Here is a 16031-nt window from a genome sequence, read left to right as displayed (position 1 = left end):
TCCTCTCTTGATTTGTCAAGACACGTTAAAATTTTATATTCGGCGGTCATAGTGAAAAGGTCACACCCGTTCCCTTCCCGAACACGGCCGTTAAGCTTTTCACGCTGATGGTATTGCCTCACGGTGAGAGAGTAAGTCGCCGCCGGATTCGATTTACTAAAACCCTGATAGAGTTTATTCTCTGTTAGGGTTTTTTTTATGCACACTTCTATAATCCAAATCTCCTGTTTTGTTGCTCATATCAAATAACTAAGTGTAATAGAAAACTGAAAACTAGTATTTTGTTTTTTATGTAAAAAGAACAAATACTAGAAAAGCTTTATTATTTCTAATTGTAGATACTTTTGCCTAATAGAATATCTTCTTATCGTAATATCGAAGGGCTAGCGAAAGGGACAAAGTAAGTAGTTATCAGAAAAGGAGATATGAATGAAATGTCCGAAATGTGGCTCGAAGAAGTCTATAAAAAATGGAAGCGTGTACCGAAAAGCAAAGCAGAAATGTAAAGTGTGGACGACAATACATAATAAATCGAACAAAGAAAACGATTTCAAAAGAAGAATGGAACTTGGTGGATAAACTGCTATTAGAAAAAATTCCGATTGCAGGAATATCCAGAGTTACAGGAATATCGGAGTTTTGGTTACAAAAATATGTGAACAAAAAATACGCGACAGTATCACGTAGGGTAGAAGTAAAAAAAAAGCAAAGGAACTCTAAAAATTCAGTGTGATGAAATGTGGTCTTTTGTTGCTAAGAAAAGCAATAAGATTTGGTTAGCTATAGATGCCAACACTAAAGAAATTGTTGGAGCTCACATTGCAAAACGTGATAAAGAAGGAGCGCAAGGTTTTTGGAATTCTTTACCAGCGGTATACAAGCAATGCGCTGTATCTTATACTGATTTTTGGGATTCTTATTCTAAACGTCACAAAGCTGTTGGCAAACATACTGGTAAAACAGCTTAGATTGAACGTTTTAATAATACCCTTCGGCAAAGAGTTTCTCAACTCGTCCGTAAAACTCTTTCTTTTTCCAAAAAAATCGAAAACCATATTGGCGCTCTACAGAACCAGGTACTGCTGACGAATTAATGCTATAAAAGAATATAAAGCCTTTGGAAGTTTTTTCGCTCTGTGATTTAGAATAGAAGGATCATAATCATAATTCTTAATCCTAATCTGGAGCGTTGAAATGGAAGCATATTTTGACCACGAGAAACTGAAAGTATACCAAGAAAATTGACTGCGCTCTATCAGTTGGATAGAGCATCAACCTCGATTGTTTTAAATATTGCAGAAGAAAACGGAAAATATACACCTAAAGATCGCTACTTTGATATTGCTAGAGGATCTGCGCTTGAAAGTTGCTGGCGCTTTAGATATAATAATTACCAAAGAATACTACCCTAAAGAGCAAATTAATTTGGAAAAAAATATGCTGCGGTCAATTGTCTCAATGCTGGTTCTTTTGATCAAAAGAACTTCCAAAGACCTTGTTTTTTAAAGGATTAAGATTAAGATTAAGATTAAGATTTCTTGAACCTACAGATTACTCACTTATACTCTATTTCTTTCCATGCCTGTTCTGTTAGTACCAGCTTACTTCTTCTTGTATTTTCTTTTCGCTTTTGCCTTTGACATTTCTATATCTCCCTCAATACACTCTTTGGAAGATACACTTTATTTTAATAACAGCAATTCGTCAACAGCACCTAATCACTACATGATATGGACTACCATCTAACAAAAGGTAACCCCTCAATTTTTCGGTGCGAAGAATTTTGAACAAAGTTGGAATACAAGTTGTGGTAACTTACAGAAGAGTTGTGTTATGTTTAGCACTTGAAAGAGCAATTTTGACAAGGGATAAATAGTAGTGTTCGAATTCTGCATGAAAAGGAGAGAAAGTGCTATATCTTTTACTACAAGTATTTACATATGGTTTTTTTGTTTGGTTTTTGTGGATCGCTATTTCTTTTTGTGTTGCGTTTTATGGTGGAAAGATTGGTGTACTTTTTGGACATGTTGTTATTGGAGTATTTATTGTTAGTTGCGATTTGTATTGGATACAGGAGAGTATGATTAAGCCTGATTGGAATGGAGTCCCTGATATGGATATTATTTTTTGTATAGGAGTTGTGATTAGAGTGATTATTGTGAACTCTTTACTTCTTGGTGTCTCAGTGTTAGGACTACACTTTCGAGAAAAATAAGCATACTACATTGCTATTTTGCAAACTGCAATTTAGTATGAGTTATATTCCAAGCCAAGGTGATTTGATGAAAATGGGTTTCTCACCGCAAGCTGTAAGGAGTCAAAAGGTTGGAGACCTAGGCTAGAATGTATAGCGCTAAAAGCGCTATTTTAGTATCCTTAAGTCAACAGTAGTGGGATGTGCCCTAAGCTGAGATATTCGCTCCTTCGGAACTTAAGCCAGTATAAATATTTTAATACGAGTGGCTTACTGTATCATCTCCATCTCTTGATTCAACAGTAATCGGGCTTGACCTGATGAAGTTAGGCATTACTAGAATTGAGTCTTCTGTGGAACTAGTATGGCAAACTCTTTTGTATGGTGACTACTGTTTATCTTTGCCAATGTCGAATACTATGCTACGTTTGTTTATTGAGGATTGCTATTGAGAAAATCTTGCTTTCTTTTCTTTACTAAATGCAATAACATTCTATATTTAGAAGATTGAAAGTAATATTATTTTAAATGGATGCTTTGAATAATGAAATTTATATGACACTGATAGCCTTGTTTTTACTAGGTTGTGTCTTTTTTTTCTTGGAGTAACTAAGCTAGTTTTAAAGCATCAATTTTATTTTTTTACCTATTTTTTAAATTTATATTTGCATTGTTGCGAATGTTGTTGTAAAATTATTTTTTACTCGATTAACAAACAGCCGAAAAAACTGGTTGTTTAAAAAGAGGAACCAAGTTTGTTCAGCACTTTTAAGAAACTTTGAAAAAGATTTTAAAAAGAAGTTGACAAACAAAAGATAAGTGATATACTTGTCGAGCACGAAACGAAAAAAACGACTTTGAACAAGTTGTTGATCTCAATAAAGGCAAAGAAAAAAAATTTGGTTTTATTGAGATTTTAGATCTTTGAAAAAAAGGGAAAGAGAAAGAACGAGTGTGTGAGCTCATTAAGTTTAAGAACTTTGTGAGAAGAACAAAACAGGAGAAACTTTTTATTTGAAGGGTTTGATCCTGGCTCAGAACGAACGGTGGCGGCGTGCTTATTCCATGCAAGTCGAGCGAGAAGTTCCTTCGGGAATGGAGAGCGGCGAAAGGGTGAGTAACGTATAAATGACCTACCTCTAAGAGGGGGATAACAGTTCGAAAGGACTGCTAATACCGCATAAGGTTACAGCGATGCATGTTGTTGTAATTAAAGGTGGGGGACCTTCGGGCCTCATGCTTAGAGAGGGGTTTGTATTCTATTAGCTAGTTGGTGGGGTAAAAGCCTACCAAGGCATTGATGGATAGCCGGCCTGAGAGGGTGGACGGTCACACGGGCACTGAGACACGGGCCCGACTCCTACGGGAGGCAGCAGGAAGGAATATTGGGCAATGGACGCAAGTCTGACCCAGCGACGCCGCGTGGAGGAATAAGGCCTTCGGGTTGTAAACTCCTAACATGTGTTAGTAAGGTGCAGATAATAATACTATCTGTAATTGAAAAAGGCACAAAATGAAGTCATGGCTAACTCCGTGCCAGCAGCCGCGGTAATACGGAGATGGCAACCGTTGTTCGGAATCACTGGGCTTAAAGAGCACGTAGGCGGAGGCATAAGTTGAATGTGAAATCCCATGGCTTACCCATGGAATAGCGTTCAAAACTGTGTTTCTTGAGTTCAGAAGGGGAAAGTGGAACTCCTAGTGGAGCGGTGAAATGCGTTGATATTAGGAGGAACGCCGGTGGCGAAAGCGACTTTCTGGTCTGTAACTGACGCTGAGGTGCGAAAGCTAGGGGAGCAAACGGGATTAGATACCCCGGTAGTCCTAGCCGTAAACGATGGGCACTAAGTAGAGGGACTTTAGTCTCTCTGCCGGAGCAAAAGTATTAAGTGCCCCGCCTGGGGAGTATGGTCGCAAGGCTGAAACTCAAAGGAATTGACGGGGGCTCACACAAGCGGTGGAGCATGTGGTTTAATTCGAAGCAACGCGCAGAACCTTACCTGGACTTGACATGGTAGGATTAGTCTTGTGAAAGCAGGATGACACTCTTCGGAGCGGAACTATCACAGGTGTTGCATGGCTGTCGTCAGCTCGTGCCGTGAGGTGTTGGGTTAAGTCCCATAACGAGCGAAACCTTTATCTTTAGTTGCCAGCGAGTAATGTCGGGGACTCTAGAGAGACTGCCCACGTTAAGTGGGAGGAAGGCGGAGACGACGTCAAGTCATCATGGCCCTTATGTCCAGGGCTACACACGTGCTACAATGGTCAGTACAAAGGGCAGCGAAACCGCGAGGTGGAGCGAATCTCATCAAAACTGACCCTAGTTCGGATTGGAGGCTGCAATTCGCCTCCATGAAGCTGGAATCGCTAGTAATCGTAGGTCAGCAATACTACGGTGAATGTGTTCCTGAGCCTTGTACACACCGCCCGTCAAGCCACTGAAGTGGGGGTAGCCTGAAGTCGTTGACTCAACTCTTCGGAGAGAGAGGCGCCCAAGGAAGCTTCCATGACAGGGACTAAGTCGTAACAAGGTAGCCGTAGGGGAACCTGCGGCTGGATCACCTCCTTTCTAGGGATAACTAGAAACGATAAATGGTCACCTGGACCTTAAACAGATAACACACTCAATGTTCTTTTCTCTTTCCCTTTCCTTTTTTTTTGCCCTTATTTAATAAGATAAAAGAAGAAGGAATCGGTTTGAGAATTAAATATAGCTCAAAAGAAGAGCGTCTCGTAGATATCGAGAAGGGCAGGTTAAAATCCTGCAACCGATCTTTGACAAATAGAGAAGAGAAAGAAAAGAAACAAGAAGTAAAGAGAAATATAGAGATATAAGATATTAAGGGTATATGGTGGATGTTTTGGCGTTTGGAAGCGAAGAAGGACGTAGTAGGCTGCGATAAGCCTCGGCGAGTTGTCAACAAACGTTGAGCCGGGGATTTCCGAATAGGGCAACCAACTGCACTGAAGGTGCAGTATCTGTATCTGAAAAAATAGGATATGGAAGCGAACGAGGCGAATTGAAACATCTTAGTAACCTCAGGAAGAGAAAGAAAACTCGATTACCTAAGTAGCGGCGAGCGAACGGGTAAGAGCCTAAACCGTATGTACGTAATAGATGCTGATCGTTGTGCATATGGGGTTGTGGGAGTTAACGTTGTGGGTCAGTAACCACAGTAAGAGTTACAAAGGCGATGTTTAGGCGAGGTATCTGGAAAGGTACGCCACAGAGGGTGAAAGCCCCGTAGTCGAAAAGCATAGCTCTCTTATGTTAGCCACCCGAGTAGCACCAGACACGAGAAACCCGGTGTGAATCTGGGGGGACCACCCCCTAAGGCTAAATATTCCCAAACGACCGATAGTGAAGAAGTAAGGCGACTGAAAAATGAAAAGCACCCCGTTGAGGGGAGTGAAATAGAACCTGAAACCATATACTTACAAGCGGTAGGAGCACAATACTATATATTAGAGTGCGGTAGGCACAACAGAGAATACACATGAGTGTGTGTTAACTGGGATATAGGAAGTGTGACTGCGTGCCTTTTGCATAATGATCCGGCGAGTTACCGTATGCGGCAAGGTTAAGTGTTTACGACACGGAGCCCAAGCGAAAGCGAGTGTGAATAGCGCGACAAAGTCGTATGTGGTAGACCCGAAAGCCAGTGATCTAACCATGGCCAGGGTGAAGCGGGTGTAAAAGCTCGTGGAGGCCCGAATGCACTGATGTTGAAAAATCAGGCAATGAGCTGTGGTTAGGAGTAAAAGTCTAATCAAACTGGCCAATATCTGGTTCTCTCCGAAATAGCTTTTGGGCTAGCCTTTCGTGGTAGCATATGGGGGTAGAGCGACTGAATAGGTCAGTGGGGGCCACCAGCCTACCCTACTTAATCAAACTCCGAATACCATATGTGGAACCGAAGGAGTCAGACTATGGGGGATAAGCTCCTTAGTCAAGAGGGAAACAGCCCAGACCGCCAGCTAAGGTCCCGAAGTTAAGCTAAGTTTAAAGGAGCTGGGAGTGCGATGACAGCTAGGATGTTGGCTTAGAAGCAGCCACCATTTAAAAAGTGCGTAATAGCTTACTAGTCGAGCATTCCTGGGCCGAAAATTGAAGGGAATAAGCTTAACACCGAAGCTGCGGATTCAGCAATGAATGGTAGGAGAGCGTTCCATAATTAGGATTGAAGGCAGACCGTAAGGACTGCTGGACAATATGGAAGTGATTATGCCGGAACGAGTAACGATAAAATGAGTGAAAATCTCATTCGCCGAAAACCTAAGGTTTCCTGGGGAAGGCAAATCCGCCCAGGGTTAGTCGGTACCTAAGGCGAGGCCGAAAGGCGTAGTCGATGGATAACAGGTTAATATTCCTGTACCACTTATGTAGCAATGGGTTCGCCTGTGAGCAACGGGGGGACGAAGGAGGCTAGGTTAACCTCGTGGATGGTCGAGCGGGGCCAAGCAAGTAGGGAGAGATTCTAGGAAAATCCGGAATCTTGTTAATCCTGAGATGCGATGGGGGACAATAGTCTGTAGTAACCGATGCCATGCTTCCAAGAAAAGCCTCGTAAGCGAGTTATATAAGTGACCGTACTAAAACTGACACAGGTAGGTGAGGAGAGAATCCTAAGGCGCTCGAGATAACCTCTGTTAAGGAACTCGGCAAATTGACCCCGTAACTTTGGGAGAAGGGGTACCCCTGATGGTGAAAGATGTACATCTGGAGCTTTTGGGGGGCGCAGTGAAAAGGCCCGGGCGACTGTTTACTAAAAACACAGGTCTCTGCTAAGACTTAAAGTCGATGTATAGAGACTGACGCCTGCTCAGTGCCGGAAGGTTAAAGGGAGGGGTTAGCTTTTGCGAAGCTCTGAACTAAAGCCCCGGTTAACGGCGGCCGTAACTATGACGGTCCTAAGGTAGCGAAGTTCCTTGTCGGGTAAGTTCCGACCTGCACGAATGGCGTAACGACTTGGGCACTGTCTCAACAGAGGACTCGGTGAAACTGTAGTAGCGGTGAAGATGCCGCTTACCCGCAGCAAGACGGAAAGACCCCGTGAACCTTTACTGCAGCATGGTATTGGGTTTTGGTATAGCTTGTGTAGGATAGGTGGGAGGCTTTGAGATGGAGACGCAAGTCTTTGTGGAGCCGCAAGTGAAATACCACCCTTGTTATACTAGAATTCTAACTGGTGTCCGTAGATCCGGTACCAGAACAGTGCTTTGTGGGCAGTTTGGCTGGGGCGGTCTCCTCCTAAAAGGTAACGGAGGAGTTCAAAGCTACTCTCAATACGGTTGGCAATCGTATGTAGAGCGTAAAGGTAGAAGAGTAGTTGACTGCGAGACATATAAGTCGAGCAGGTGTGAAAGCAGGACTTAGTGATCCGGTGGTCCCGAGTGGAAGGGCCATCGCTCAACAGATAAAAGGTACTCCGGGGATAACAGGCTTATCGCCTCCAAGAGTTCATATCGACGAGGCGGTTTGGCACCTCGATGTCGGCTCATCGCATCCTGGGGCTGAAGAAGGTCCCAAGGGTTTGGCTGTTCGCCAATTAAAGCGGTACGCGAGCTGGGTTTAGACCGTCGTGAGACAGGTCGGTCCCTATCTGCTGTGGGTGTAGGAGATTTGAGAAGGTTTGCCCTTAGTACGAGAGGATTGGGGCGGACGAACCTATGGTGTTCCAGTTGTCACGCCAGTGGCATAGCTGGGTAGCTACGTTCGGAAAGGATAAGCGCTGAAAGCATATAAGCGCGAAGCCTTCTTCAAGACGAGATCTCCCCGAAGGGTCCAGGAAGACTACCTGGTTGATAGGCTGGATGTGTAAGTATAGCGATATACTCAGCTAACCAGTACTAATATCCCGTTCGACTTATCTCTCTATACTCCTCTTTGCTTCTTTGTTCCTCTTTTCTTTCTCCTCTCTTGATTTGTCAAGACATGTTAAAATTTTATATTCGGCGGTCATAGTGAAAAGGTCACACCCGTTCCCTTCCCGAACACGGCCGTTAAGCTTTTCACGCTGATGGTATTGCCTCACGGTGAGAGAGTAAGTCGCCGCCGGATTCGATTTACTAAAACCCTGACAGAGTTTATTCTCTGTTAGGGTTTTTTTATGCACACTTCTATAATTCAAATCTCCTGTTTGTTCTATTAAATATTCTATAACAATAATATTTTGTAGAATAGGGCCTGTGATCATTCAAAGTATTGTCTATTTTTTCGAGCCCGAGCCCGCTTGCGAGCCCGATCTCGTCTAGCAATTTAAGTCTTACGTTTTTACTTGAACTTTGACCAAACGAGTAAGCATTGCTACAACTCGCAAAAGAAGTTCTCGTCCGTTGGCCAGAAGATTTTGTTTTACTAGGGCCTGATCATTCAAAGTATTGTCTATTTTTTCGAGCCCGTTTGCGAGCCCGTTTCCGAAACTTTCACTAACAATTTATCAAAGAAGCAAAGTTTCTTTTAGCGGCTGTATACTTCGTTTCTTGCATTATTTGGCTTCATTAGCTTGAATGATGACAGGCCCTAATAACACTCATTAATCGCGAAGAAATACTTGTGTAGCAATTGAGGGAATCGCATAAAGAATATTAGATCTTTTTGTGCAACAGCAAGTTGAATTTGCAAAACCTTACTTTTAACTAGATATTATTTTTGAAGCTAGTTCTGATCTCTTATAATGTAATAAAATTATAATCTACTCTAGTTTAGATCTATGCTAGAGGCTGCTGATCTTATTTAAAATTCATAGTGAGGAAATATGTTAAAACACAATTCTAAAAATAAAATTCTTATTAAGAAAATACTGTGTTTTCCTTGGTTAAATAAATGTTTACAGTTTCTACTTAAGCCTGTTATTTGTCTTTTACCTAAGGCTTTTTGTCGCATTCCAGTAATCGGTATTGTAAACACTGCTGTGGGCAATACTAGTTTTTTAATGTATGGTTGTGGTAACGATACTATTGCGACAGCTATTTTTTGGAGAGGATTAGAGGGATTTGAATCTGAAACTACAGATTTATTTTGTGAGTTGTTAGATAAAAGTAAGGTGTTTATTGACGTTGGAGCTAATACTGGAATATATTCTTTGATTGCTGCTGCAAAAAAAAATGATGTATATGCCTTCGAACCAGTTCCAAGTATTTACGAGTCGTTGCAAAAAAATATAAAATTAAATGGCTACTCGAACATCGAACATTTTCCTCACGCTATTGCAGATCGCTGTGAGCCATTACAATTATATATACCAGCTTCAACTGCAATACCAACCTCTTCATCTTTAATTTCTGGATTCAAGGCTGATTGTGAAAGTATTTGTGTAGATTCTTATACACTCGATTCTTTCGTTGAAAAGAACAAAATTAAAACATTAGATATACTCAAAATTGATGCTGAAGGAGCAGAAATACAGGTTCTATATGGAGCAAAGCGCACTATTTTACATTTTCATCCTATTATTATATGTGAAATTTTAACAGGACATGAGAAATTACCTCAAAAGTTTTTTAATGATATCAATTATCTCGCATTCTTAATTACAAGTGAAGGGCTTATTCAACAACATACTATTAGGGCAAACAATAAGTATCTTAATTACTTGTTTGTTCACGAAAAAGATGAGTATCTAGAATTGAGTCCGGCATTCAACACTACAAGACTAGAAATAGCTAGTAGAATTGAGTCTGACACTAATGCCATTCAGTTAAGCTAAGGTTTTTCAGTACTAATCCCTTGAATAATAAGGACTTTGTACTCGTTACGATGCTTAGTAAGTAAAGTAAATCTCTTCATTCGTTGTTTAATCCGACGAGGTTCTACACGCATAGTAGTACGGACAGGTAAAAGCTTTTTTGAAATATCCAAAATAAGTGCTTTAAACAAAAAGTTTTGCGCCGCGATAGAACTAGATCTCATCTGCTCAAGGAAAGAAAGAATTGAGTATTGAGAATGCCTAAAACTAACTAAATAAAGAATATGGTTGTGTGCAACAGCAGTATGAAAAACAACAAGACGGATAAGGTTGTAGGCTAAAACATAGGCATAGATTTCTTTATACAATATATCAGGCGTTTTGCCTTTTAGTTTTTCCATGCACATATTAGTTTTCAAAGTACGTAGATAAAGCTCTGCATTCCATCGAAGAAAGTACAACTGCGCAATATCTCCAAAAGTATATGCGTCAAAATCAAGTAGAGAAGTGACTATGATAAACTCTTTGGAACGAAAGCCAGGAGTATTAACTTTGTACTGAACAAGGCGAACTTCCATTGATTCAGGAATTAAATATGGCATTTCAACCCAATCAGGTAGTCTCTTAGGGCGATGCCATTTTTTTATTTCTTGTTTTTCAACAATATAAGTAGTATTTGCTAAGCGAGTATTGGCTTTACCTCTAACACGAAAAACAAAATCATGCTTATAAAGATATTGAAGGTAGGCAGAATCACAATAAGAACAACATCCTCTGTCACCTAAAACAACTGTTCCTTGTTCAAGGTTTTCATATAAACGGCGAAATAAAACTCTTTCATGAATAGAATAATTGGCAAAACGAATTTTAATTACCATTCCTGTTGCTAAGCAAAAAGCCACTGCTATTCTGATAATTGGGAAGCCACAACCTTCTTTTTGGCTTTTGATTTGAGGATACATTTCTTGATTCTTAATTGTATCTGGTGCATTGATACAACTGCCATCAACTATCGCTACTCGCCGTCCTCTCCATAATCTTTCTTTTGGTAGTTCTTCCCTCGTTTCTGCGACAACTTTACTCACTAATTTCGATATCAAATTTTTAGGTAGCCTTTGCCTTGCTTGACAGTAAGCGCTTGCGCATATTGAACTCATTTTCTTATTTTGTTTCGTAAAAAATGCCCTCACTCTTCCCGCCGTTTCCTCACAACTATTGTTATCTGATAATATTTGCGATAGAAATGCCCACAATGTTATTGCTGGTGTAAATACTCTACTTCGATACTTGATTTTCTCTTCTTTTATCACTTCTTCTATTAAATTTTTTCTTAGTAGTTTTATGAATGGTAAGCCCTTGTTCTTCTGCAAATTTTTTTTCTATTTTTTCAAAGGCGTTTCTTCTGTATAATTTCATCTCTTTCTTCCTTCTTGGTTTTTGTTTTTTCTGATTTAACCATTTTAGGAAGAAAGATTTCTTTTTTCAATTACCTTTGTATACCTAATTTTTACTCGCTCATAAGCTTAACTGAATGACATTCGAGTCTGACACTCAACACTAGAATAATCCAACCTCCTGTTTGTTACTTCTTATTGTCGAATCTTTTAAAATTCGTAGAATAATGGCGCCGATAAATTTTTGTTAACAAATGCTAACAAATGCAAGCTACAAAGAATGCAGCCAGGGGTTATCTCCCAATGCACGTAGAAAGATTCCACGCGCTCCATTAAAATCGCGATCAATACGCTTCTTACAAGAAGAGCAATTAAAAAACTTGTGTCCACCGATATTTTCTTTAACATAGCCACAAGAGCTACAAGTTTTGGAGGTATATGCTTCATTTTGTTCGATAACAATAGAAGACAAGAGCTCAGCTTTAGACTTCAAAGTATTTTTGAACTTGAAGTGCGACCAGTTGAGCATTGCTCTGACTGTTTTTGAGCGTATTTTTCGCTTTGAACGTAGCACCATTTGGCTGGTTTCAAAAGGTGGTATAATAATAATTTCAAAATGTTTGCACAAGAAATTGGCAGTTTTGTGATGGATTTCTCTGATGAGATCTTTGATTTTCCATCGCATGCGATCAGCGGCTTTTTTCATACGCTTTTTACGTCGTGATTTTGCTTTCGATATGCGACTGGTAAGTTGATCGAGATGATGACATAGTCGCACAATACGACCAAAATCACCACAGCCGACTTTGCCACAACTGTGTTTGGTGTAAAAAGTTTGAAAAGATCGAACTCCTGGATCTAAGGCAACGATGTCACTCCTTTGGTTTTCAGGTTTCATGACAGGTTTGCCTTCAGGCTTAACAAGAAAAAAACGTCCTTGTTGGAAAACAACGCGGCAATCAAAATAAGCTTTACCAACAACTTCGCGAAGTAACAATTTTCCCATTTTGCGTTTATAAAAGGAATCTTGCTTTACAGCACTTTTTGGAATGTAGATGCACTCATCGCGTTTTTTGCGACTTTTGAATTTCACTTCCTGCACTTTACCAGTTTTTGCGAACTTCTTTTTGGCATTTTGTACAGCTTTGCACGCATCTTTAATAGCAATTGATTTGATTTGAAAAGGAGTTTCTTTTGACCACTCAGGTAGATCATCAAGTATTTGTTTCTTGATTTTCATCCAGCTTGCAGTTACGTAGAAGTTGCCGCTGTTTTTTGTTTGGATAGAATCTTATTTTCCTGCTTCTTTTTACTGCTATACCTTCGCATTCCGTGAAGTTTACACGAGAATACGTGTATGATCGATATAAGATCTTCTGTGAGCTTTTGTTGTGCACTACTTTTATCTTCTTCGACAACCATGACTCGCCCACCACCGATTTCCATAATCCACTGGATAAGTCGATATCCAAATCTACTAAGTCTGTCTCTGTGGGTACAAAGTACTTCTTCGATTTCTCCTCTAAGTCCTTGTTCCAGTACTTTGAGCAGCCCTTTTCGTTTGAAGTTGAGCCCTCACCCAATGTCGGTGATGATTTCATGATTTGGATACTTTTCCTTCATAAACTTCTTTTGTCTTTCCAAGTCGTCTTTTGCTTACTGCTCGATACGCGACAATAACATACTTTTTTCTTTGGCTTTTTATTACCTAATATACTTTCCAAATTGTATCTTCGTTGGTTTGATTTTGTGCGTATTGTTTTGATAAGTCCTTTTTTGTCCCAGTTTCTTAAAGTATTTGCGTGCACTCCTAATATTTCGCAAGCTACTCGACTTGGTACCCACTGCATTTTTTACCCCTTTTTTAACCTTTTTAATATTTGTTAGCAAATGTTAAAATAATAATTACTAGTAAACAACCTTTATTAATTTGTATTTTTATAGAGTTATAATTTTACAAGAAAACAACTCATTTCATTAGTTATCAATACTATAATTGAGTCTGACACTTGAGACTTGTTCTCCGTGTGAAAAAGCTTTAAATTTACAAAGTTTTTCTGTAAAATAATTTTTATTTTAGGAAGTAATATGAAGGACAAAATTATTATCCAAAAAGCTTTATCTCTAAATATAATTACGCAACAACAAATAAGTACATGTCTCGAAATTCAAAAGCAATTACGTAATAACAGCCAAGAAATGTCTTTACTTCATGTATTACTAAAAAAAAATTTCCTACAAAAATCACAAATAGAATCATTGTCTTCTAAAGGTGTGTCGCGAGGATTTTTCTTTAATAAAGGAGAATACTTTGGCGAATATCAAGTGCTTGACAAATTAGGTAGTGGTGGAATGGGTATAGTTTACAAAGTTATGGACATTAATCTAAAGCGTGTTGTTGCTCTAAAACTGATATCTTCACTAGATATTACTGAACAAGAAAAAGAACTTTTCTTACGCGAAGCTGCTGCTTGTGCTCAACTAAATCATCCTAATATTATTCGTGTTTTTGAAGTAGGAAATTCTCCAAGCATATACTATACGATGGAGTGCATTGATGGAGGAAATTTAAAAGAATGCATGGGTAAGTTATCTATAAAAGAAAAAGCTAATCTTATCCGTAAATGCGCAGTCGCTTTGGATGTTATGCATCGAAAAAATATGATTCATCGTGATATAAAGCCAACTAATATTATGGTTACAATTGATGGACAACCTAAACTTATGGATTTTGGCCTAGTAAAGTCAACGAATGAAATGTCTCAGTCAGGAAAAATAGTAGGCACGCCTTTCTACATGTCTCCTGAACAAGCTAGAGGTAAAGATGTAGGTAAACTAAGCGATCTATATTCTCTTGGAGCAACTTTGTATGAATGTTTAACGGGTAAAAAAATATTTCAAGAAGGCAACTACATTCGTTTACTGGAAAGAATACAAAAAGAAGAGCCCATTACTTTAAGAAAATTAAATTCTGATATACCTGAAGATTTAGAAACTATTTGCTTAAAAACGCTTGAAAAAAATCCAAAAAATAGATACAAAAATATGCGTTTGTTTGCCAAAGATTTACAAAATTTTTTGGAAAATCGTCCTATTAATGCATCTCCTCCAAGTAAATGGAAAGTAATGATTAAGTTCTTTGAGCGTAATAAATATTCATCTATTGGAATTCTTGTAGCGCTGATGATTATTTTTATTGCTACTACTTCGTATATTGTTGTTTTAAAAAATCACAATTTTCAGATTCAACAACAAAGAAAGAAAGCCATAACAGAAAAGAAAAATGCGGTGAAAATACTGATGTCAATTACAACATCTTTGGGTAAATTTTACTGGAATCACAGAGTATTACAGGAAGATCCGCAAATTCTCACAGCATTGACCAATACATTTCAAGAATTAGAACGTTTGGAGGTGCTTGGAAGCAAAGATGAGGAGTTATTGTCTTTGTACGCTTTAATTATGAGCAAAAGCGATCAAATAGAGTTACAAGAAAAAGCAATTGCTGCACATAATATATTACTAAAAGAGAATCCTAATAATGAACGTATATATGTAAATAGGGCGTTAGCATACCAACTAGTAAAAAAATATCAATTAGCTCTAGATGACTTTCAAAAAGCAATGAAGCTCGCACCACAATTGAAAATATATAATATGAGAGCTAATTTATATACGGAAATGAAAAAATATAAATTAGCAGAAAAGGATTATTTTAAAGCAATCTCTCTTTCTCCAAAAGATAGCAGTATTCGTTACAATTTTGGTGTGTTTTATCATCAGCAAGAGTTGTATGATAAAGCCATAGAGGCATACAAAGAGGTAATTGTACTTCAACCGCACTTTGCGTATCCATATATCAATATTAGTGCTATACTTCAAGGGCAAAATAAATATTCTCAGGCGCTTGTTTACTCAAATAAAGCGGTGGAATACAATGCTAAAGATCCTAAAGCTCTGTTAGGTAGAGCAATGATATATCGACATTTAAAACGATACGATGAATGTGAAAGAGATTTGGTTAAGGGGTTAGAAGCTAATCCCAAAGATTATTCTTTATTTCGTGAGCTTGCTTATTTGCATCGCGACAAAAAAAATTATCGATTAGCTCTTAATTTTATGGAAAAGGCGTTACTCTATGTAGATGTGAATGAAAAAGAAGATAAAAAATCTATCCAAAAATTTATTAGGAAATTAAAAGAGAAGAGTTAAATAGATGTGAGAGATTACACTATTAAATCATAGTGCAATCGCGATTAATGATTGTTAATTGCCAGCGCCACCGCCGCCGCCGCCTTCGCCAAAACCAAAATCAAAGCGTGGTGTTACATTTGTTACAATTGTAGTTACAGGTGGGGAAACTTGAATTGGTGGAAGGTTTGGCACTGAATTCGGTTGAATTAGAGGACCATTTTCCGTGGAATTTGTTGGATTAGGAGTTGATACACTGTTTTGTTGTTCTATAATAGAATCTAGCTGAGATTCTAAGCTTGAAATTTGACTTTCTAAACCTGAACGTTGGGCTTTTAGTGACTTTAGCGTTGACCAATAATTAGGATAAGCTTTGTCAGAATAAGCGCCGATATCACTTAAAGCGGCAGTAATTAAACTTTCTGTTTCTTGGATTTCCTGATTTACTTGAGATAGCTGACTATACGCAGCACTTAAATCTGCAGAAACTTGAATAAAAGAATCCGAAAACGATTGCGCGTGTAACGAGATACATAATATAGTAACTATACTTAACCACTTCAT

9 protein-coding genes, 4 rRNA genes and 1 pseudogene are annotated in these 16031 nt (G+C 38.8%); 9 read left to right on the top strand and 5 right to left on the bottom strand.

The features are described 5' to 3' along the window. The first annotated feature begins 38 nt into the window (after positions 1-38). The 8 genes and pseudogenes from rrf (UABHE_RS14005) (at position 39) to UABHE_RS13970 (ending at position 9903) form a co-directional block, all read left to right on the top strand. Positions 39-148 (top strand): 5S ribosomal RNA (gene rrf, locus UABHE_RS14005). 281 nt (positions 149-429) lie between these two features. Next, a pseudogene (locus UABHE_RS14000) lies at positions 430-1094 on the top strand (IS1 family transposase). A 147-nt stretch (positions 1095-1241) separates the two neighbouring features. Next, the gene (locus UABHE_RS13995; protein WP_372370960.1) at positions 1242-1412 is read left to right on the top strand and encodes a four helix bundle protein; all 171 of its coding nucleotides are present in this window, start codon (positions 1242-1244) and stop codon (positions 1410-1412) included. Between the two features lie 497 nt (positions 1413-1909). Next, on the top strand, positions 1910-2215 hold the full coding sequence (locus UABHE_RS13990) for a hypothetical protein (protein ID WP_372370959.1): 306 nt from the start codon (positions 1910-1912) through the stop codon (positions 2213-2215). 990 nt (positions 2216-3205) lie between these two features. Further along, positions 3206-4763 (top strand): 16S ribosomal RNA (locus tag UABHE_RS13985). A gap of 260 nt (positions 4764-5023) precedes the next feature. After that, positions 5024-8069, top strand: a 23S ribosomal RNA gene (locus UABHE_RS13980). Between the two features lie 76 nt (positions 8070-8145). Then, a 5S ribosomal RNA gene (gene rrf / locus UABHE_RS13975) occupies positions 8146-8255 on the top strand. Together the 16S, 23S and 5S rRNA genes form the textbook arrangement of a ribosomal RNA operon. 697 nt (positions 8256-8952) lie before the next feature. After that, a complete protein-coding gene (locus UABHE_RS13970) occupies positions 8953-9903 on the top strand; it encodes an FkbM family methyltransferase (RefSeq protein WP_372370958.1) in 951 nt (316 codons plus the stop codon). Here UABHE_RS13970 and UABHE_RS13965 read toward each other — a convergent pair. The 4 genes from UABHE_RS13965 to UABHE_RS13950 form a co-directional block, all read right to left on the bottom strand. Beyond that, on the bottom strand, positions 9900-11252 hold the full coding sequence (locus UABHE_RS13965) for an IS4 family transposase (RefSeq protein ID WP_372370957.1): 1353 nt from the start codon (positions 11250-11252) through the stop codon (positions 9900-9902). The two genes, UABHE_RS13970 and UABHE_RS13965, sit on opposite strands and share 4 nt — an antisense overlap. 295 nt (positions 11253-11547) lie before the next feature. Continuing rightward, the gene (locus UABHE_RS13960) at positions 11548-12516 is read right to left on the bottom strand and encodes an RNA-guided endonuclease TnpB family protein (RefSeq protein ID WP_372370956.1); all 969 of its coding nucleotides are present in this window, start codon (positions 12514-12516) and stop codon (positions 11548-11550) included. Positions 12517-12527: 11 nt separating this feature from the next. Then, on the bottom strand, positions 12528-12791 hold the full coding sequence (locus UABHE_RS13955; protein WP_372371614.1) for a hypothetical protein: 264 nt from the start codon (positions 12789-12791) through the stop codon (positions 12528-12530). Positions 12792-12895: 104 nt separating this feature from the next. Further along, on the bottom strand, positions 12896-13126 hold the full coding sequence (locus UABHE_RS13950) for a recombinase family protein (protein ID WP_372370955.1): 231 nt from the start codon (positions 13124-13126) through the stop codon (positions 12896-12898). A 238-nt stretch (positions 13127-13364) separates the two neighbouring features. Here UABHE_RS13950 and UABHE_RS13945 point away from each other — a divergent pair, with 238 nt between their 5' ends. Next, positions 13365-15488: a protein kinase gene (locus tag UABHE_RS13945; protein ID WP_372370954.1), complete on the top strand. Its 2124-nt coding sequence runs from the start codon at positions 13365-13367 to the stop codon at positions 15486-15488. A 54-nt stretch (positions 15489-15542) separates the two neighbouring features. Here the strand turns inward: UABHE_RS13945 and UABHE_RS13940 are convergent, their stop codons facing one another. After that, complete coding sequence (locus tag UABHE_RS13940) at positions 15543-16031, bottom strand: hypothetical protein (protein WP_372370953.1); 489 nt, start codon at positions 16029-16031, stop codon at positions 15543-15545.

It is taken from the genome of Candidatus Uabimicrobium helgolandensis, from assembly GCF_041508025.1.
GTDB classification, from domain to species: domain Bacteria; phylum Planctomycetota; class Uabimicrobiia; order Uabimicrobiales; family Uabimicrobiaceae; genus Uabimicrobium; species Uabimicrobium helgolandensis.
Note: the sequence above shows the minus strand (reverse complement) of the source record. Positions and strands in the feature narration are given on the sequence as shown.